This is a genomic window from Mycobacterium scrofulaceum (assembly GCF_002086735.1).
Taxonomy (GTDB): Bacteria; Actinomycetota; Actinomycetes; order Mycobacteriales; family Mycobacteriaceae; genus Mycobacterium; species Mycobacterium scrofulaceum.
This window is the reverse complement of sequence record NZ_MVIJ01000023.1, coordinates 43,716-61,651: the sequence shown is the minus strand read 5'-3', so window position 1 is coordinate 61,651 and position 17,936 is coordinate 43,716. Positions and strand designations below refer to the sequence as shown.

Sequence of the window (17,936 nt, the reverse complement as noted above, 5' to 3'; positions counted from 1 at the left end):
GCCATGAAGTCGCCCGTCTTCGTCGACGTCGACACCGGCGTCGACGATGCGCTGGCGCTGATGTACCTGTTCGCCAGCCCGGACGCGGACGTCGTCGGCATCGCCTCTAGCGGGGGAAACGTTGCGGTACAGCAGGTTTGCCTGAACAACCTGGGCCTGATCGAGCTGTGCGGCGTCACCGGCGTGCCCGTCTCGAAGGGTTCCGACGAGACCCTGACCGGGCCGATGAGGCTGCCGTCGAAGGTCCACGGCCCCCGGGGGCTGGGGTATGCGGACCTGCCGCCGAGCGATCGCGGGCTCACCGACCACGACGCTGCGACCGCCTGGGTGCGCGCCGCGCACGCCTTCCCCGGCGAGCTCGTCGGCGTGGCGACCGGCCCGCTGACCAATCTGGCGCTGGCGCTGCGGTCCGAACCGGCGCTGCCGACGCTGCTGCGCCGCCTGGTCGTCATGGGCGGTTCCTACGACCACCGGGGCAACACCACCGCGGTGGCGGAATGGAACGTCAGCGTGGACCCCGAGGCCGCGGCCGAGGTGCTGGCGGCCTGGAGCTCCGAAATCGTTGGCCGAGAGCGTCTTCCGATCCTGTGCGGCCTGGACCTGACCCGTAAGGTGGCGATGACACCGGATCACCTCGCCAGGCTGGCTGCCACCGCGGGGTCGACGGCGACGCCGATGAGCGCGGACGACGGGCCCGGCACCCGTTCGACGGCGTCCAACCCGCTGGTCCGCGTGGTGGAGGACGCGATGCGGTTCTACCTGGAGGCCTACCACGACATCGGCCACGGATATCGGGCGCACCTGCACGACCCGCTGGCCGCCGCGGTGGCGTTGGACCCGGGCCTGGTCACCACTCGGCCCGCGTCGGTGGACATCGAGTTGACGGGCGCGCTGACCCGGGCCATGACGGTGACGGACTGGTCGGGGCAGCGAGAACCCAACGCGCTGATCGGGCTTGACGTGGACGCGGCGGCCTTCTTCGACCGGTTCATCGAACGGGTTGGTACGTTCGCGCGCCGGTTAGCCTAGTTAACATGAAGATTCGCGTCATCGAAGTCCTGCGCGCCGGCTGGGGCGCCGCGCTGCTGACCGCACCGTCCGAGGTGCTCGACCACATCCACGGGGTGCAGGTCGATCGCAAGGCGCTCGTCGTCACCCGGATCCTGGGCGGTCGTCATCTCGTCCAGGCCCTGCTGTCGGGAATCAATCCCGGTCCGGAGGTGCTGGCGGCCGGCGTCTGGGTCGACACGGTGCATTCCGCCACCGCGCTCGGTCTGGCCGTGGTCGACCGCCGCCGGGCTCGCGGCGGGGTGACCGACGCCGCGGTCGCGGCGGCGTGGGCGGGCCTGGGCTGGCGCCACCTGCGCGCCGGCAAGGCCAGGACCGACGGCGTCCGCGGCCGCGACCGGTTGGCCCGCGCCGTCGTGGGCGCGCTGCCCGGCGGCGCCGGGCTGATGGCGCGCGCGCAAGCGGTCCGCGACCGGTAGGCCTAGCGGCCCCGTTTGGCCCCCAGGACGTGGGGTACTGCCACGGTTATGGCCTTCGCCGATTACCAAACCGAGCTGTACGACCAGTCGCTGCACGGGAATCAGCCGCAGTACCCGATCAGATTCGACGAGCTGGAGGCGAAGGCGTCGGCGGCGATGACGCCAAAAGTGCTGGGCTACGTCGCGGGCGGCGCCGGTGACGAACACACCCAGCGCGCCAACTGCGAGGCGTTCAAGCGCTGGGGCCTGTACCCACGCATGGGCATCGCGCCCGAGGACAGGGACATGTCCATCGAGTTGTTCGGGGTGAGGTTTCCGTCTCCGATCTTCATGGCACCCATCGGGGTCATCGGGGTATGCGCCCAGGACGGGCACGGAGACATGGCCTGCGCACGAGCCTCGGTCCGCACCGGCGTCCCGTTCTTCGTGGGCACGCTCACGGCCGACCCGATGGAAGACCTGGCCACCGAGCTGGGTGACACCCCGGCGTTCTTCCAGCTGTACACGCCCCCGAACCGCGAGATGGCCGCCAGCCTGGTGCACCGCGCCGAGGCGTGCGGCTTCAAGGGCATCGCCGTCACCCTCGACACGTGGGTCACCGGCTGGCGGCCCCGCGACCTGAGCGGCGGGAACTATCCGCAGGTGCCCAGTGGATGCCTGGCCAACTACACCAGCGATCCGGTCTTCCGGGCCGGCCTCAAACCGGGCGAAGATGCCACCGAGGCGGCGGTTCGCAAGCTGCCGATTTTCGGCGGGCCGTTTCGGTGGGAGGACCTGGAGTGGCTGAGGTCGGAGACCGACCTGCCGCTGATGGTCAAGGGCATCTGCCACCCCGACGATGTCAGGCGCGCCAAAGACATTGGGGTGGAAGGCATTTACTGTTCCAATCACGGTGGTCGGCAAGCCAACGGTGGGTTGCCGACGTTGGATTGCCTGCCCGGGGTGCTCGAGGCCGCCGACGGGCTGCCGGTGCTGTTCGACTCGGGCGTGCGCAGCGGCGCCGACATCATCAAGGCCCTGGCGATGGGGGCGACCGCGGTGGGGGTCGGCCGACCGTACGCCTACGGGCTGGCACTGGGCGGCGTCGACGGCATCGCGCACGTGCTGCGCTCACTGCTGGCCGAGGCGGACCTGATCATGGCCGTCGACGGGTATCCCTCGCTCAAGGACCTGACGCCGGACACGTTGCGGCGCACCGGGTAGCGCCCCTACTCGTAGCTGCCTTCCAGATACCAGCGCCGCTGGCGGTAGCACAGCAGAAACGCCCGCTCGCCCTCCAGCAGGACCTGCGCACGGGCGGTACGGCCCCTGCCCACGTCGGTATCCCACCACCGCTCGTCGACCGGCCACGGCCCGGCCCACCAGTCCAGCCGTTCGTCCCGGCCGTGCACCAGCAGCCGCGCCGGGTCGGCGGAGAACAGCCCCCGGTTCGTCACGCGCACCGGATTGCCTTGGGCATCAAGTATTTCCACTGGATCGTCGAGCAGCACCGCCGGTGACGGTTCGGGCAGCCGGCCGGGCCACGGCAGGCCCGGGTCGGCGCGCGGGAGGAGCTCGTCACCCAGCGGGGTCAACGTGATGCGTTCGGCCGGCCCGCGCCCGCCGGACAGCACCGGCACCCGCACCGCCTCGGGGCCGAGCAGGCCCTGCACCCGCACCAGGGCGCGGCGCGCCCGCAGCCGATCCTCCTCGCCCAGGCCGCCCCACAGCGGCAGCTGCAGCGCCCCGGCCGACACCACCTCGACCGCCTGCAGCCGCAACAGCGTCACCGCCGCCGTCGGGCGGGGGTTGCGCGCGGTCCGGCTGCTCAACCAGCCGTCCAGTTGCCAGCGCACCCGGTCGGCGGTGGCGTCCTCGGTCAACGGCTCGGCGCACCGCCACACCCGGTGCAGCTCCTCGCCGTTGGCGGTGACGGCGTGGATGGCCAGCCGGGTGCAGCCCACCCCCGCGGCCATCAGCGTCCGGTGCAGCGCGCCGGCCAGCGAGCGCCCGGCGAAGGCCGCGGCATCGACCCGGTCGATCGGCGGGTCGCAGTCCAGCACGGCCTCCAGCTCCTCCGGCGGCTCCCGGCCGGACGGTCCCCGCTCGGGTTCGCCGCGGGCCAACCGGTGCGCGGTCACCCCGTCGGCGCCGAACCGGGACGCCACGTCGGTGGCCGACAGCGCGGCGAACTGCCCGATGGTGCGAATTCCCATCCGCCACAACAGGTCCGTCAGCTCTTCGCGCCCGGGGCCGCACAGGCTCGGCTCGGTGGCGAGCTGGCGGATCGACAGCGCCGACAGGAATTTCGCGTCGCCGCCCGCCGGGACGATCCGGCCCGCCCGCGCGGCGAAGACCGCGGTGGACAACCGGTCGGCGATCCCGACCTGGCACTCGGCGCCCGCTGCGGCCACCGCGTCGACCAGCCGCTCGGCCGCGCCGGCCTCGGAGCCGAAATAGCGGGCCGCCCCGCGCACCGGCAGCACCAGGAGCCCGGGCCGCAGCACCTCGGCGCGCGGCACCAGGTCGTCCACCGCCGCGATGACCGCCTCGAAGTGGCGAGCGTCGCGGTCCGCGTCGGCGGCACCGACGTGCAGCTGCGGACACCGGGCCGCCGCCTCCCGGCGGCGCAGCCCCCGCCGCACCCCCGCCGCGCGGGCGGCCGCCGAGCAGGCGATCACCCGATTGGCCAGCGTGACCGCCACCGGGGCGGTCGCGGGCAGGCCGGCGGCCGCGGCGGCCGCGACCGCCGGCCAGTCCATGCACCAGATGGCCAGCACCCGGGATGCCACTTCGACGTCACCCGGCCCGCGCCCGGGCGGTCACCCGTCGTCCCGCACACACGCCGCTGACCTGCAGCCGCACCCGGCTGATCCGGCCGAGGCCGGGGCGGGGAGCCGGGGTGATCTCGTACCCGCAGACCCGGGCCTGAAGCCGCGTGGGTGCACCCTGCCAGTCACCGTCGGTGACCAGCACGGTGCACCCCTTGTTGCGGGCCCGCGCCACCACCGCCCGCGCCCGGGTGTGCGGCACCCGGCGCCCGCCCAGGCCGAGCACCACCAGGTCCATGCCGTCGACGAGCACCGCGGCCACCTCCACCGGATCGGTCCCGGGATCCGGTATCACCGCGACCCGGCTCAGATCCGCCCCCATCTCCGCGGCGGCCAGCAGCCCGATGTCCGGCTGCCCGACGATCGCCACGTTGCCGCCCGCCGCCGTCACCGCGGCCACCACGCCCAGCAGCAACGACCGGGCGCCCGAGAGGACCGCCACCGTCCCCCGCGGCAGCGGCGCCGGCAGCGACTCCGCCAGCCACTGCGGCAACGCCAGCCGGGACTCCGATTCCGGAAGCAGGTCGTCGGCGCAAGGGGTTGGGCGGGACGCGGACCCCGGCACCCTCCCGGTGATCACGGCCATCCGCCGGCGCAGCGATTCCAGCTGCTCGGCGCGGGTTTCCGGCCGGTGATCGGGGGCGAAAGCCGCAGTCATGACCAACCTCCTACCACCGCTCTCGCACGACTGTTTTCGAAAGTATGTTCGACTGATTGCGAGTAAACACCCGCCCTCCGACAACCGTCAAGAAACGTGAGGGGCGCTTTATGCGATCGATACCGGTGGGGCGAAAGGGGCGATTTTGGCGTTCGGAGGGGGCGCCGAGGGCGGCGCGCATTCGCGAGTCATAAACCACTGCGACTCCCGTCGGCGTGTCGTCGCAACCAGTTATGTGTCGCGACACGGGCCGGCAGTCGCGCCCGAGCGAGGCGCCGAACCTACTCCCACTCGATGGTGCCGGGGGGTTTGCTGGTGATGTCCAGCACCACGCGGTTGACCTCGGGCACCTCGTTGGTGATGCGGGTCGAGATGCGCTCCAGCACCTCGTAGGGCACCCGGGTCCAGTCGGCGGTCATGGCGTCCTCGCTGGACACCGGCCGCAGCACGATCGGGTGCCCGTAGGTGCGGTTGTCGCCCTGCACACCGACCGAGCGGACGTCGGCCAGCAGCACCACCGGGCACTGCCAGATCAGGTTGTCCAGGCCGGCGGCGGTGAGCTCCTCGCGTGCGATCAAGTCGGCGCGGCGCAGGGTCTCCAACCGCGCCGCGGTGACCTCGCCGACGATCCGGATGCCCAGACCGGGGCCCGGGAAGGGTTGCCGCGCAACGATTTCCTCCGGCAGGCCAAGCTCACGCCCGACGGCGCGCACCTCGTCCTTGAACAGCAGCCGCAGCGGCTCGACGAGCTTGAACTTCAGGTCGTCGGGCAGGCCACCGACGTTGTGGTGGCTCTTGATGTTGGCGGTCCCGCTGCCCCCGCCGGATTCCACCACGTCGGGATACAGCGTGCCCTGCACCAGGAAATCGACCTCAGACCCGGTGGCGCTCAAGATGTCCCGCACCGCGCCCTCGAAGGCCCGGATGAACTGGCGGCCGATGATCTTGCGCTTGCCCTCGGGATTGGTCACCCCCGACAGCGCCTTCAGGAAGGTGCCCGCGGCGTCGACGGTGACCAGGTTGGCGCCGGTGGCGGCCACGAAGTCGCGCTGCACCTGTTCGCGCTCGCCGGCGCGCAGCAGTCCGTGGTCGACGAAGACACAGGTCAGCCGGTCGCCGATGGCGCGCTGCACCAGCGCGGCGGCCACCGCCGAGTCCACCCCGCCGGACAGCCCGCAGATCGCGTGGCCGTCTCCGATCTGTTCGCGCACCTGCTCCACCAGTGCACCGGCGATGTTGGCCGGCGTCCACTCCGTGCCCAGCCCGGCGAACTCGTGCAGGAATCGGCTGAGCACCTGCTGCCCGTGCGGGGTGTGCATGACCTCGGGGTGATACTGCACCCCGGCCAGCCGGCGGCTGCGGTTCTCGAAGGCGGCCACCACCGCGCCCGGGCTGCTGGCGACCACGTCGAATCCGTCCGGCGCGGCCGTGACCGCGTCACCGTGGCTCATCCACACCGGCTGGGCGGTCGGCAGACCCGAATGGAGTTCGCCGCCAACCACGTTCAGCTCGGTGCGGCCGTACTCGCTGGTGCCCGTGTGGGCGACGGTCCCGCCCAGGGCTTGCGCCATGGCCTGAAATCCGTAGCAGATGCCGAACACGGGCACCCCGAGGTCGAACACCGCCGGGTCGAGTTGCGGGGCGCCTTCTTCGTAGACACTGGACGGACCCCCGGAGAGCACCAACGCCGACGGCTGCCGCGCCTTGATCTCGTCGATCGAGGCGGTGTGCGGGATGACCTCGGAGAAGACCCGCGCCTCCCGGATCCGCCGGGCGATCAGCTGCGCATACTGCGCGCCGAAATCGACCACGAGCACGGGCCGGACCGGCCCGGCCGCTTCGGGACCACCAAGGTTCGCCACGCTGCAAGCTTAATGGGGCTTCTGATCGGCCCGGACGGCCACGTCGCGGCGGGCACGCCGGGCGCGGCCAACGGACGGCGGCGAACCGCCCGCCTAGAGCGCGAACGCCTGACGCACCGCGCCGACCGCGGCAGGATCGCCCGTCACGGCGATGCGCCGCAGCGCCGCCCTGCGCTTGGCCTCGCTCGCGCCCAGGCGGGCGGTCACCAGATCCGCCGCTGCCGCGGTGATCGTGACCGAAGGTTCGCCGTGACCACCGGCCAGGCGGCCCCGGGTCACCGCGAAGTCGAAACGCCGGCCGTCGATCTCGGCCCGGCAGGTCGCCTCCAGACCGGCGGCCTTGGCCGAGTCGAAGCCGAGCAGGATTCCGGCCAGAAACCCGTTGAGCGGCGACACCCCGCCGCCCTCGAACGGGTCCAACCGGTCCAGGCCGAACAGCGCGACGCTCCGCAACACGGGCAACGCCCGCTGCCACCCCGCGTCACTGAGGGTGTAGACGGTCCGCCCGATCGGGGCGGGCAGGTCGGTGCGGTCGACCAGCCCGGCGTCTTGGAGTTCCTTGAGTCGCTCGGCCAGCAGATTGGTTGCGATACCGGGCAACTCGGCGCGCAGGTCACCGTAGCGGCGGGGACCGCCGACCAGTTCGCGCAGGATCAGCAGCGTCCACCGCTCGCCCAGCACGTCGAGCCCGAGCGCGATGGGGCAGTTCTGGTTGTAGGTCCTGCGGGTCGCCACCAGGCCACCCTACCAATGGTAGACATGATTCTCTACTAACTACTTGATTTATTTGTCTCTTAGCTTTAGCGTCTTGTCATGCACACGGAACCCCTGTTGCGAAGCCGCCCCGTCCCCGCGCTCGCCGTCATTTGCCTCGGGGTCTTCGTGATCAGCGTCGACGCCACCATCGTCAACGTCGCGCTACCCACCCTGTCGCGCGAACTCGGCGCCGACACCGCGCAACTGCAATGGATCGTCGACGCCTACACCCTGGTGATGGCCGGCTTACTGCTGTCGGCCGGCAGCCTGTCCGACCGCTACGGCAGGCGCGGCTCGCTGAGCCTCGGCCTGGCCTTGTTCGCCCTCACCTCCGGCGTCGCGGCACAGGTCGATTCGGCCGACGCACTGATCGCGGCCCGCGCGGCCATGGGGGTGGGCGCGGCGGTGATCTTCCCGACCACGCTGGGGCTGATCACCAACATCTTCACCGACCCGGTGCCCCGCGCGAAGGCGATCGGGCTGTGGGCGGCCATGGTCGGCGTCGGGGTGGCCGTCGGACCGATCAGCGGCGGCTGGCTGCTGGAACACTTCTGGTGGGGCTCAATCTTCATGGTGAACATCCCGATCTCCGCGCTGGCCATCGTCGGGGGCGCGTTGTTCGTGCCGACCTCGCGCGACCCTGCGGCGCCGCGCGTCGACGTCGGCGGCCTGATCCTGTCCGCGGTCGGCATCACCACACTGGTCTACACGGTCATCGAGGCGCCCACCTGGGGCTGGACCGACGTCCGGACCGCGGCCGGATTCGCCCTCGCCACGGCGGTTCTCGCCGGATTCGCGGCGTGGGAACGGCGCAGCACCCACCCGATGCTCGACGTGTCGGTGTTCGGAAATCGCCGCTTCTCCGGCGGCAGCCTGGCCGTCACCGCCGGCTTCCTGACGTTGTTCGGCTTCATTTTCGTCATCACCCAGTACTTCCAATTCATCAAGGGTTACACGGCATTTCAGGCCGGGGTGCGGTTGCTGCCGGTCGCCGGCTCGATCGCGCTGGCGAGCATCGTGGGGCCCCGGCTGGTGGAACGAATCGGCACCACCGCCGTCGTCTCCGCCGGTCTCGCGGTGTTCGCCGCCGGGCTGGCCTGGGCGTCGACGGCCGACGCCGCAACGCCGTACACCCAGATCGCCGCGCAGATGCTGGCGCTCGGCGGCGGCCTCGGCCTGACCTTTTCGCCGGCCACCGAGGCCATCATGGGATCGCTGTCGGCCGACAAGGCTGGAGTCGGCTCGGCGGTCAACGACACCACGCGCGAACTCGGGGGCACGCTCGGCGTCGCCATCGCCGGCAGCATCTTCGCCTCGGTCTATTCGGGACATCTCGAGCCGAGCGCGCTGACCGGGCTGCCCGCCGAAGCCATGCGGCACTCGATGGCCATGGCGCACAACGTGATCGGGCGCCTGCCGGCCGCGCAGGCCGGCCACGTCCGCGCCGTCGTCGATCGCGCCTTCCTCGACGGCCTGCGGGTGAGTTCGCTGGTCTGCGCGGGCATCGCGCTGGGCGCCGCGATCGTCGTCGCCTGGCTCCTGCCGGCCCGCGGGCGGCAGGCGGCCCCGTCCGCCGTACTCGCCCAGGCCTAGCCCCCCACCACAGAGAAAGGCACGAAACCAAATGAGCGCAACCGACAGCACGTATGTCCTCGGCCACGCCGACGTAGAGGTACAGCGGCTCCTGCTGCAGGGACGGATGTACGACGACTACACCGAGCACGCGCTGCGGCTCGCCGGCCTGCATCCGGGCATGCGGGTGCTCGACATCGGCAGCGGCCCCGGCGACGTGTCGTTCGTCGCCGCGCGGCTCGTCGGGCCCACGGGAAGCGTGCTCGGCGTCGACGCCGCACCCGAGATGATCGAGCTGGCCCGCGCCCGCGCGGCCGAAAAGGGCCTGTCAGCAATGCGTTTCATGCAAAGCGCAGTCGACGCGATCACCCTCGACGAACCCGTGGACGCCGTCATCGGCCGGCTGATCTTGATGCACCTGCCCGACCCGGCCGCCACGCTGCGGCACCTCAGCACGTTCGTGCGCCCCGGCGGCATCATCGCGTTCTCGGAGATCGACGTCACCGCCGCGCGCTGCGTCCCGGACCTGCCGCTGTTCGACAAGGTGATCGCGGGTATCGCCCGCGCCTTCGGGGCCATGGGGCTGTCCGCGCGGTTCGGCGCCACGCTGCACACCGTTTTCGCCGCCGCCGGCCTGGGCGTGCCGCAGTTGACGCAGGGCACGCCGAGCGGCACCGCCGCCGACGCCGACATACTGGCCTACGCCGCGGAAGTCTGGCGGCTGGTCTCCCCCGTCGCGGAACAAGGGGGCTTCGCCATAGACGAGGTCGCCGACATCGGCAACTTCGTTCCTCGCTTTCGGGAGGAGGCGCAGGCCGCCGACGCCCTCATCACGATGCCCCCGATCATCACCGCATGGGTGAAGGTGCAGAAGTGAACGACACCATCCAAAACCAGTACGCGACGGGCCTGTCGCGCAACAACATCGAGCGGGCGCTGCGCTCCGCCGGCAAGGACCTCGACAGCCTCGCGCCCGCCGACCTGGGCCTGGTGGAGGACTTCCACACGATGGGCCGAATCGCCACCGCGCAGCTGGTCGACCTCGCGGGGATCAACGGTGACAGCGATGTCCTCGACGCCGGCAGCGGGGTCGGCGGCACCGCCCGCTACGTCGCCGACCGCTACGGCTCCCGGGTCACCGCCGTGGACCTCACCGAGGAATACTGCGAAACGAATCGCTGGCTCAACCGGCTCGTCGGGCTCGACGACCGGATATTTGTTCGTCAGGCCGACGTCACCGCACTCCCCTTCGCCGACGGCGCTTTCGACGTCGCCATCAGCCAGCACGTTCAGATGAACGTGGCCGACAAGGCACGCCTCTATTCCGAAGCGCACCGGGTGCTGAAATATGGCGGTCGGCTTGCCCTGTGGGACATCGCGATTGGTGACGGTGGCACGCTCGACTACCCACTCCCGTGGGCCGACCACCCCACACGCAGCCACCTGGTGACCCCTGGTGACCTGCGCGCCCTGGTCGAATCCGCCCGGTTCACCGTCGAATCGTGGAACGACCTCACCGACCAGGCGGCCGCGCTCATGCAGGCCTTGCTCGCCCAGCCCGAAACCCCGCTGGGCCTACAGGCCTTCGTCACCGACTTCCGCCGGAAAGCCGAAAACCTCGCCCAGGCCCTGGCCGACGGGCGCCTTCGCGCGATCCAGGCGATAGCCGAATCGTAATACCATGCAAATCAAGAGATCCCGGACCAGCACTACACGCTGTCGTGGTGCCGCGGCCGCGGCGAGGTCGGGTTCCTGCCGCGGCCCGACGGCTCCCGGTTGCGCTACTTCACGGCGGGAACCGGCCCGACGCTGGTCCTACTGCACCCCGTCCGCACCCAGCTGGACTACTTTCAGCGGGTCGTGCCCGGCGCCCGATACGACGAGCCCGCATTGCGCAGCGCAGTAGTCGAATTCGTTAGAGCGCTCGACCTGCGTGACGCCACGCTGGCCGGCGAATCGATGGGAGGGGCGCTCGCGCTGCTCGCCTCCATCGAGCTGGCCGACTCCGTATCCGCGTGGTCACCTTCAACCCCTACGACTATCCGGGCGGGCTGGAACGAGGCAACTGGTTCGCCCACGTGATCGCAACAGGCCGCCGGGGGACCTGATTCGCGAGCTGCGCCGCAGCGGCCACCGGCCCGGCTACCCCGGGGTGAATCGGGCCATCATGCGCATCCTCCCGGGGCTCATCGACGCCAAAACCCGCTACGCGCAGGTCAAGACGTCCGTCACGCTGGTCTACAGCGAGCACGATTGGTCGCGTCCGGCGGAGCGGGAGCAGGTCGCTCGTCTACTCGGTGCCCGGACCGTCACGGTGAGCGGCGTGGGTCACTTCTCGGCTCTCGAACGCCCCGCCGAGATGGTCAGCATCATCCGGCACGGCCGGTGTACCCAACTGGCGGAGCAGCCGACTTGGCCCATATCTCAGTTGGTAGTTGGCGGCGGCTGGGGTTGGAAGGGTGTGTACCACCACCAGTCGGCGCGCTCGCCCAGAGGCCCCGGGCACGGCGGGACCTGGGGTGGGGTTTGAGTCGGTGGGCGCGCGAGTGAGCCCGCGCGAAGTGGTCGACCGGAGTCGTCGGTGACGACGAGATCGTGGGCGGGTCCGGTGATGGTGATGACGCCGCGGTGGTGTGCCCGGTGGTGATACGGGCACACCAGCACCAGGTTGGCCAGCTCCGTGGGGCCGCCATCTTCCCAGTGCCGGAGGTGATGGGCGTGCAGGCCGCGAGTGGCGCCACAGCCGGGCACCGCGCAGGTCGATTGTCGGTGTTCGAGCGCGCGGCGCAGCCGCCGGTTGATCACCCGCGTCACCCGGCCGGCGCCGACGGGCTGGCCGTCGCGTTCGAACCAGACCTCACAGGTGGCATCACAGGTCAGGTAGCGGCGTTGCGCGTCGGTGAGCAGCGGACCCAGGTGCAGGGCGGCGGCGCGCTGCTCGACGTCGACGTGGACCACCACCGTGGTGTGCTGCCCGTGGGGCCGGCGGGCCGCCTCGGCATCCCAGCCGGCCTCGACCAGGCGCAAGAACGCCTCGAGGGTGCCCGGCAACGGCGGCCTCTGCTCTGAGCCGGGGTCGCCATCGTCGTGATCCCGTTTCCACTCGGCGATCAGCGCGTCACGATGCGACGCCAGCGCGGCGTCAAACGTCGCCGCCTCGTCTTGGGGCAAGCTGATCCGATAGCAACTGCCTCGCTCGTTGGTGGTCTTGGTGATCGAGCGCTCGGGCTCGCACCGGGGTTCGGGGTCGGGTCGCGGCTCCAGCTTTACCGCGGTACGCAACTGGTTGACCGTGGCCACCTGCGCGAGCTGGACGTAATGCTCATCAGATCCCTCACCCGCGCGTGCGGCGATCACCCCCACCTGATCCAGCGACAGCCGCCCCTCGCGCAACGCCTGGTTGCACCGGGGAAACTCCCGCAGCCGGCTCGCGATGGTCGCGATCGTGTGGGCGTTTGCCGGTGACGAGCCGGTCTTCCACGCCACCAACGCCGCCACCGACCGCGCACCGGTGATGCCGCACAGCTCGTCGCGATCGATCTCGGCCACGATCTGCACGATGCGCCCGTCAATCGCGTTGCGCTGACCGGTCAGCTCCGCCAACTCCTCGAACAACACATCAAGACGCTCGGCAGGGCTTACTGCCGAGGGAGCCGATGCGGTCAAGGACATGACCGCATCATTGCAGCCGGGTCCGACAACTCTCGGCTAGCCAAATCCATGCCAGGGCGTGCATTTCGTAGTTGGCTCCACCACCACCTACTGGGCATCCACCGCCAACTCGCCCAGGCCGAACCGGTAGTGGGCGGGGTCAACTGACGGTGCGTGCTCGGCCTGCCACACGGCCGACTCGGCCGAATACCGGGGCAGGGCGGGCTGCGGATGCTGCCGGCGTCTGTCGAAGCGGTCGAGCCGGGGCGTGGGCACCAGCCCGGTCAGCACGAGATTGCCGACCTCCCGCAGCATCCCGCCCGCGGTGCGCCGGGTGTCCGCGGCGTTGACATAGCGGCGGGCGATGGTGAGGAAGTCTTCCGGCTCAACCCCCGCGACGTCACGCACGTCGGTGGTCGGACCGCCCACCTCCCAGGTGCCCAGGCCGGTCTCCGGCAGGTAATGCCGCAGACCGGACTCGAAGAACATGTCGACCCCGAGCCGCTTGGCGCTCACGCGCACCGCTCGCAGGAACATCCACGACGGGATCTCCATGAGGCGGACGCGCCGGCCGAGCGCCTCACCGACCGCATCGGCGATGTCCGCGCCGGACAACAGCTTTGGCCCGGTCGGGCGGTAGGCCCGCCCGTCGTGGCGGTGCGGGTCGAGCAGCGCACCCACCGCGACGCGCGCGATGTCCTCGTTGGACGGGGGCGCGTTGAGCCGACCCCCCGTCCTCGGCATCGGCAACACACCGAGTTGGGCCGCAACCGGCAGGACCTGGAAATAGTTGTCCGCGAAGAAGCCGGGATCGACCGCGACGTGAGCGGTGTCCGGCAGCAGCGCAAACAGCCTGTCGGACAACCACTGTTGGCGTGTCATCAGAGACGGATGCTCGGGGCTGGCCAGCCACTGACCCAGCGCGACCACCGCCTCGACGCCGGCGCTGCGCGCGGCCACCGCAAAGCTGACCGCACTGTCGAGCGCATGCGGGTGGTACGGGGGGTTGAAGAACAGTCGATCCACGCCGTCGACCGCCACCCGAACCTGTTGAACGTCAAGCATATCCGCCACGACGACCTCGGCACCCAGGGCGCGCAACCGGGCGCTGCGGCCGTCGTCGCGATGCACCAATGCCCTGGTGGCCACCCCCCGTTCCAGCAATTGGGCCGCCACCGCGCCGCCGACCTTTCCCGTGGCGCCGGTGACCAGCACGCGTGCGTGTGTCATTGGAGTTCCCTTCTCGATATGTGACCAGTGGTTACATCAGCAGTATGCGGCCGCTATGTGACCGTTGTCAACATCCCGGCGAGCGTGAGATTCTGGCGGCATGGGTTCCGACGACGCCGCGCCCCCCGGCAAACAGGGCTACCACCACGGGGCGTTGCGGTCGGCCCTGGTCGAGGCGAGCATCGCCCTGGCCCGCGAGGGCGGCCCCGATCGGGTGATCCTGCGTGAGGCGGCCCGGGCCGCCGGGGTGTCGCATTCGGCCGCCTACCGCCACTTCGCCGACCGCGAGGCGCTGTTGGCCGAGGTGTCGCGCTTCGCGCGCAACGAGCTCGCCGAGCAGATGCGCCGAGGGGTCACTCGCAGCACCGACCCGCGCAAGAGACTGCGCGCGGTCGGCACGGCCTACATCGACTTCGCGATCGCCGAGCCGGGGCTGTTCCGCACCGCGTTCACCTCGCATCCCGCGATCTCGGCCGGGCCAACCGACGCCACCGACGAACCCTTCGGGGTCCTCGGCCAGGTGCTCGACGAAGCCCAGGCCGCCGGCCTGCTGGACGCCCGCCGCAGGCAGGGGGCCGAGGTCGCGGCCTGGTCCGCCGTGCACGGCCTGGCCGGCCTGCTACTCGACGGGCCGCTGCCCGCGAGCCCCGCCGCCATCAAATCTTCGCGGGCCCGGGTGCTGGACCTCATCGAGCGCGGCCTGCTGGACGAGTGACGCTGGCGGCATGCATCCCGGCATGGTGGAGTGGGTATCGCACCACCAACCCCCACCGGCCGAGAAAGCGAGGTCCGCAGTGAGCCCAGCACTGGGTCTGCCCGAGAAGGTGCATGCCTGCCTGTTCGACCTCGACGGGGTGCTCACCGACACCGCCAGCGTGCACACCAAGGCGTGGAAGGCCATGTTCGACGATTACCTGTCCGAGCGGGCCAAGCGCACCGGGGAGGAATTCGTCCCCTTCGACGCGGCGGCCGACTACCGCACCTACGTGGACGGCAAGAAACGTGAGGACGGGGTCCGGTCGTTTCTGGCCAGCCGCGGGATCGACCTGCCCGACGGCAGCCCGGACGACCCGGACGACGCCGAGACGGTCTACGGCCTGGGCAACCGCAAGAACGACATGTTCCAGCGCGTCCTGCACAAGGACGGCGTCGAGGTCTTCGAGGGATCACGCAGATACCTCGAGGCGGCGTCGGCGGCCGGCCTGGGCATCGCCGTGGTGTCCTCGAGCGCCAACACCCGCGACGTCCTGGAGATCACCGGCCTGGACCGTTTCATCCAGCAGCGGGTGGACGGTGTCACGCTGCGCGACGAGCACATCGCCGGCAAGCCGGCGCCGGATTCCTACCTGCGGGGGGCCGAGTTGCTCGGCGTGGGCGCCGACGCCGCGGCCGTGTTCGAGGACGCCATCTCCGGTGTGCAGGCCGGCCATGCCGGTAACTTCGGTTACGTGGTGGGCGTCGACCGGGTGGGCCAGGCCGACGATCTGCGCCGCAACGGCGCCGACGTGGTGGTCACCGACCTCGCCGAGCTGCTGCAGTCATGATCGACGACGAAGCCTTCCCCGTCGATCCCTGGCACGTCAGCGAAACCAAGCTGGACCTGAACCTGTTGGCCCAGTCCGAATCCCTGTTCACCCTGTCCAACGGGCACATCGGGCTGCGCGGCAACCTCGACGAGGGCGAGCCCTACGGCCTGCCCGGCACCTACCTGAACTCCTTCTACGAGATCCGGCCGCTGCCCTACGCGGAGGCCGGCTACGGCTACCCCGAGGCGGGGCAGACGATCGTCGACGTCACCAACGGCAAGATCGTCCGCCTGCTGGTCGAGGACGAGCCGTTCGACGTCCGCTACGGCGAATTGCTCTCGCACGAGCGGACTCTGGACATGCGTGCCGGAACGATGACCCGGCGCGCGCACTGGCGCTCGCCCGCCGGCAAGGAGATCAAGCTGGTGTCCACCCGGCTGGTGTCGCTGGCCCAGCGCGGTGTGGCCGCCATCGAATACGTCGTGGAGGCGGTCGGCGATTTCGTCCGCGTGACGGTGCAGTCAGAACTGGTCACCAACGAGGACCAACCGCAGACCTCGGGCGACCCGCGGGTGTCGGCCATCCTGGAGAGCCCGCTGGTGGCCGTCGATCACGAAAACACCGACACCGGAGCGCTTCTCATGCACCGCACCCGCAGCAGCGCCCTGATGATGTCGGCCGCGATGGACCACGAGATCGACGTCCCCGGCCGCGTCGAGTGCAGCACCGACGCCCGCGACGACCTGGCGCGCACCACCGTGATCTGCGGGCTGCGCGCCGGCCAGAAGCTGCGCCTGGTCAAGTACCTGGCGTACGGCTGGTCGAGCATGCGCTCGCGCCCGGCGCTGCGCGACCAGGCCGCGGCCGCCATCCACAGCGCCCGCTACAGCGGGTGGCAGGGCCTGCTGAACTCGCAGCGGGCGTACCTGGACGACTTCTGGGACAGCGCGGACGTCGAGGTCGAGGGCGACCCCGAATCCCAGCAGGCGGTGCGGTTCGGGCTCTTTCACCTGCTACAGGCCAGCGCGCGCGCCGAGCGGCGCGCGATCCCGGCCAAGGGGCTCACCGGAACCGGCTACGACGGCCACGCCTTCTGGGACACCGAGGGTTACGTGCTGCCGGTGCTCACCTACACCGCGCCGCACGCGGTGGCCGACGCGCTGCGGTGGCGGGCGTCCACCCTGGACCTGGCCAAGGAGCGGGCGGCCGAACTGGGCCTCGAGGGCGCCAGCTTCCCGTGGCGGACCATCCGCGGGCAGGAGTGTTCGGCCTACTGGCCGGCCGGCACCGCGGCCTGGCACATCAACGCCGACATCGCCATGGCCTTCGAGCGGTACCGCATCGTCACCGGCGACGAGGAACTGGAAAAGCAGTGCGGCCTCGCGGTGCTCGTCGAGACCGCCCGGCTCTGGCTCTCGCTCGGCCACCACGACCGGCACGGCGTCTGGCACCTCGACGGCGTCACCGGTCCCGACGAGTACACGGCGATCGTGCGCGACAACGTGTTCACCAACCTGATGGCCGCGCACAACCTGCGCACCGCCGCCGACGCCTGCAACCGCCACCCCGAGGCGGCCGAGGCGATGGGCGTCACCACCGAGGAGACGGCCTCCTGGCGCGACGCGGCCGACGCGGCCAACATCCCCTACGACGCCGGCCTGGGCGTGCATCAGCAGTGCGACGGGTTCACCACCCTCGCCGAGTGGGACTTCGAGAAGAACACCACCTACCCGCTGCTGCTGCACGAGGCCTACGTCCGGCTCTATCCCGCGCAGGTGATCAAGCAGGCGGACCTGGTGCTGGCGATGCAGTGGCAGAGCCACGCGTTCACGCCGGAACAGAAGGCGCGCAACGTCGACTACTACGAGCGGCGCATGGTGCGCGACTCGTCGTTGTCCGCCTGCACCCAGGCGGTGATGTGCGCCGAGGTGGGCCACCTGGAGTTGGCCCACGACTACGCCTACGAGGCCGGGCTGATCGACCTGCGCGACCTGCACCACAACACGCGCGACGGCTTGCACATGGCGTCGCTCGCCGGCGCCTGGACGGCGCTGGTGGGTGGCTTCGGCGGCCTGCGCGACGACGAGGGCATCCTCTCGCTGGATCCCGCGCTGCCCGATGGCATCTCGCGGCTGCGGTTCCGGCTCCGGTGGCGCGATTTCCGGCTGACCGTCGACGTCAACCATTCCGACGTCACCTACACCGTGCGCGACGGGCCGGGGGGCCAGCTCACGATCCGGCACGCCGGCGACGAGGTGACGCTGAGCACCGACGCGCCGAAAACCATCGCGGTGCGCGGCCGCAAGCCGCTGCTGTCGGCGCCCCAGCAGCCGCCGGGCCGCGAGCCGCTGCACCGCCGGGCGCTGGCCCGGAAAAAGTGAGCA

16 protein-coding genes are annotated in these 17,936 nt (G+C 70.8%); 10 read left to right on the top strand and 6 right to left on the bottom strand.

Annotation, left to right across the window (positions count from 1 at the left end; genetic code table 11):
* Window positions 1-3: 3 nt before the first annotated feature.
* Genes BST44_RS16245 through BST44_RS16235 form a run of 3 tightly spaced genes read left to right on the top strand, consistent with a single transcriptional unit; the run spans window position 4 to window position 2,690 of the window.
* Window positions 4-1,029, top strand: coding sequence for a nucleoside hydrolase (locus BST44_RS16245; protein WP_083178162.1), 1,026 nt, complete (start codon window positions 4-6; stop codon window positions 1,027-1,029).
* Between the two features lie 5 nt (window positions 1,030-1,034).
* The gene (locus BST44_RS16240; protein WP_083178126.1) at window positions 1,035-1,487 is read left to right on the top strand and encodes a hypothetical protein; all 453 of its coding nucleotides are present in this window, start codon (window positions 1,035-1,037) and stop codon (window positions 1,485-1,487) included.
* Between the two features lie 48 nt (window positions 1,488-1,535).
* Window positions 1,536-2,690, top strand: a complete 1,155-nt coding sequence (locus BST44_RS16235) for an alpha-hydroxy-acid oxidizing protein (RefSeq protein ID WP_083178125.1) — start codon at window positions 1,536-1,538, stop codon at window positions 2,688-2,690.
* A gap of 5 nt (window positions 2,691-2,695) precedes the next feature.
* Here the strand turns inward: BST44_RS16235 and BST44_RS16230 are convergent, their stop codons facing one another.
* The 4 genes from BST44_RS16230 to BST44_RS16215 form a co-directional block, all read right to left on the bottom strand.
* Entirely contained in the window at window positions 2,696-4,228 is a 1,533-nt protein-coding gene (locus tag BST44_RS16230; protein WP_083178161.1) for a DNA polymerase Y family protein, read from the bottom strand.
* Between the two features lie 37 nt (window positions 4,229-4,265).
* A complete protein-coding gene (gene imuA', locus BST44_RS16225; RefSeq protein ID WP_083178124.1) occupies window positions 4,266-4,955 on the bottom strand; it encodes a DnaE2-dependent mutagenesis accessory factor ImuA' in 690 nt (229 codons plus the stop codon).
* Window positions 4,956-5,236: 281 nt separating this feature from the next.
* Window positions 5,237-6,817 (bottom strand): glutamine-hydrolyzing GMP synthase, encoded by a 1,581-nt coding sequence (gene guaA / locus BST44_RS16220; protein ID WP_208619815.1) that lies wholly within the window; start codon window positions 6,815-6,817, stop codon window positions 5,237-5,239.
* A gap of 93 nt (window positions 6,818-6,910) precedes the next feature.
* Window positions 6,911-7,552, bottom strand: coding sequence for a winged helix-turn-helix transcriptional regulator (locus tag BST44_RS16215; RefSeq protein WP_083178123.1), 642 nt, complete (start codon window positions 7,550-7,552; stop codon window positions 6,911-6,913).
* Window positions 7,553-7,630: 78 nt separating this feature from the next.
* Here BST44_RS16215 and BST44_RS16210 point away from each other — a divergent pair, with 78 nt between their 5' ends.
* The 4 genes from BST44_RS16210 (at window position 7,631) to BST44_RS30675 (ending at window position 11,227) form a co-directional block, all read left to right on the top strand.
* Entirely contained in the window at window positions 7,631-9,166 is a 1,536-nt protein-coding gene (locus tag BST44_RS16210) for a DHA2 family efflux MFS transporter permease subunit (protein WP_083178122.1), read from the top strand.
* 31 nt (window positions 9,167-9,197) lie between these two features.
* Window positions 9,198-10,022 carry a class I SAM-dependent methyltransferase gene (locus tag BST44_RS16205; RefSeq protein WP_083178121.1) on the top strand — a complete coding sequence of 275 codons (825 nt, stop codon included), beginning with the start codon at window positions 9,198-9,200 and terminating at the stop codon, window positions 10,020-10,022.
* The gene (locus tag BST44_RS16200; protein ID WP_083178120.1) at window positions 10,019-10,822 is read left to right on the top strand and encodes a class I SAM-dependent methyltransferase; all 804 of its coding nucleotides are present in this window, start codon (window positions 10,019-10,021) and stop codon (window positions 10,820-10,822) included. Before BST44_RS16205 ends, BST44_RS16200 begins: the two co-directional genes overlap by 4 nt.
* Window positions 10,823-10,921: 99 nt before the next feature.
* On the top strand, window positions 10,922-11,227 hold the full coding sequence (locus BST44_RS30675) for an alpha/beta fold hydrolase (protein ID WP_208619814.1): 306 nt from the start codon (window positions 10,922-10,924) through the stop codon (window positions 11,225-11,227).
* Between the two features lie 342 nt (window positions 11,228-11,569).
* On the opposite strand, the gene BST44_RS16190 is transcribed toward BST44_RS30675, so the two are convergent.
* Together BST44_RS16190 and BST44_RS16185 are read right to left on the bottom strand one after the other, a co-directional pair.
* Window positions 11,570-12,817 carry an HNH endonuclease signature motif containing protein gene (locus tag BST44_RS16190; RefSeq protein ID WP_083178119.1) on the bottom strand — a complete coding sequence of 416 codons (1,248 nt, stop codon included), beginning with the start codon at window positions 12,815-12,817 and terminating at the stop codon, window positions 11,570-11,572.
* 87 nt (window positions 12,818-12,904) lie between these two features.
* The gene (locus BST44_RS16185) at window positions 12,905-14,026 is read right to left on the bottom strand and encodes an NmrA family NAD(P)-binding protein (RefSeq protein WP_083178118.1); all 1,122 of its coding nucleotides are present in this window, start codon (window positions 14,024-14,026) and stop codon (window positions 12,905-12,907) included.
* A 100-nt stretch (window positions 14,027-14,126) separates the two neighbouring features.
* Between BST44_RS16185 and BST44_RS16180 the strand changes: the two genes are divergently transcribed.
* From BST44_RS16180 to BST44_RS16170, 3 genes are read left to right on the top strand one after another with little or no spacing between them, the layout of a single operon-like run.
* A complete protein-coding gene (locus BST44_RS16180) occupies window positions 14,127-14,741 on the top strand; it encodes a TetR/AcrR family transcriptional regulator (protein ID WP_083178117.1) in 615 nt (204 codons plus the stop codon).
* 22 nt (window positions 14,742-14,763) lie between these two features.
* Entirely contained in the window at window positions 14,764-15,570 is an 807-nt protein-coding gene (locus BST44_RS16175; RefSeq protein ID WP_083178159.1) for a beta-phosphoglucomutase family hydrolase, read from the top strand.
* Complete coding sequence (locus tag BST44_RS16170) at window positions 15,567-17,933, top strand: glycoside hydrolase family 65 protein (protein ID WP_083178116.1); 2,367 nt, start codon at window positions 15,567-15,569, stop codon at window positions 17,931-17,933. Before BST44_RS16175 ends, BST44_RS16170 begins: the two co-directional genes overlap by 4 nt.
* Window positions 17,934-17,936 lie beyond the last annotated feature (3 nt).

Coding starts and splice junctions, on each gene's coding strand:
- BST44_RS16240 (WP_083178126.1), top strand. CDS start 1,035: ATGAAGATTCGCGTCATCGAAGTCCTGCGCGCCGGCTGGGGCGCCGCG.
- BST44_RS16245 (WP_083178162.1), top strand. CDS start 4: ATGAAGTCGCCCGTCTTCGTCGACGTCGACACCGGCGTCGACGATGCG.
- BST44_RS16235 (WP_083178125.1), top strand. CDS start 1,536: ATGGCCTTCGCCGATTACCAAACCGAGCTGTACGACCAGTCGCTGCAC.
- BST44_RS16190 (WP_083178119.1), bottom strand. CDS start 12,817: ATGTCCTTGACCGCATCGGCTCCCTCGGCAGTAAGCCCTGCCGAGCGT.
- BST44_RS16205 (WP_083178121.1), top strand. CDS start 9,198: ATGAGCGCAACCGACAGCACGTATGTCCTCGGCCACGCCGACGTAGAG.
- BST44_RS16210 (WP_083178122.1), top strand. CDS start 7,631: ATGCACACGGAACCCCTGTTGCGAAGCCGCCCCGTCCCCGCGCTCGCC.
- BST44_RS16230 (WP_083178161.1), bottom strand. CDS start 4,228: ATGGACTGGCCGGCGGTCGCGGCCGCCGCGGCCGCCGGCCTGCCCGCG.
- BST44_RS16170 (WP_083178116.1), top strand. CDS start 15,567: ATGATCGACGACGAAGCCTTCCCCGTCGATCCCTGGCACGTCAGCGAA.
- imuA' (WP_083178124.1), bottom strand. CDS start 4,955: ATGACTGCGGCTTTCGCCCCCGATCACCGGCCGGAAACCCGCGCCGAG.
- BST44_RS16175 (WP_083178159.1), top strand. CDS start 14,764: ATGGTGGAGTGGGTATCGCACCACCAACCCCCACCGGCCGAGAAAGCG.
- BST44_RS16185 (WP_083178118.1), bottom strand. CDS start 14,026: ATGACACACGCACGCGTGCTGGTCACCGGCGCCACGGGAAAGGTCGGC.
- BST44_RS16180 (WP_083178117.1), top strand. CDS start 14,127: ATGGGTTCCGACGACGCCGCGCCCCCCGGCAAACAGGGCTACCACCAC.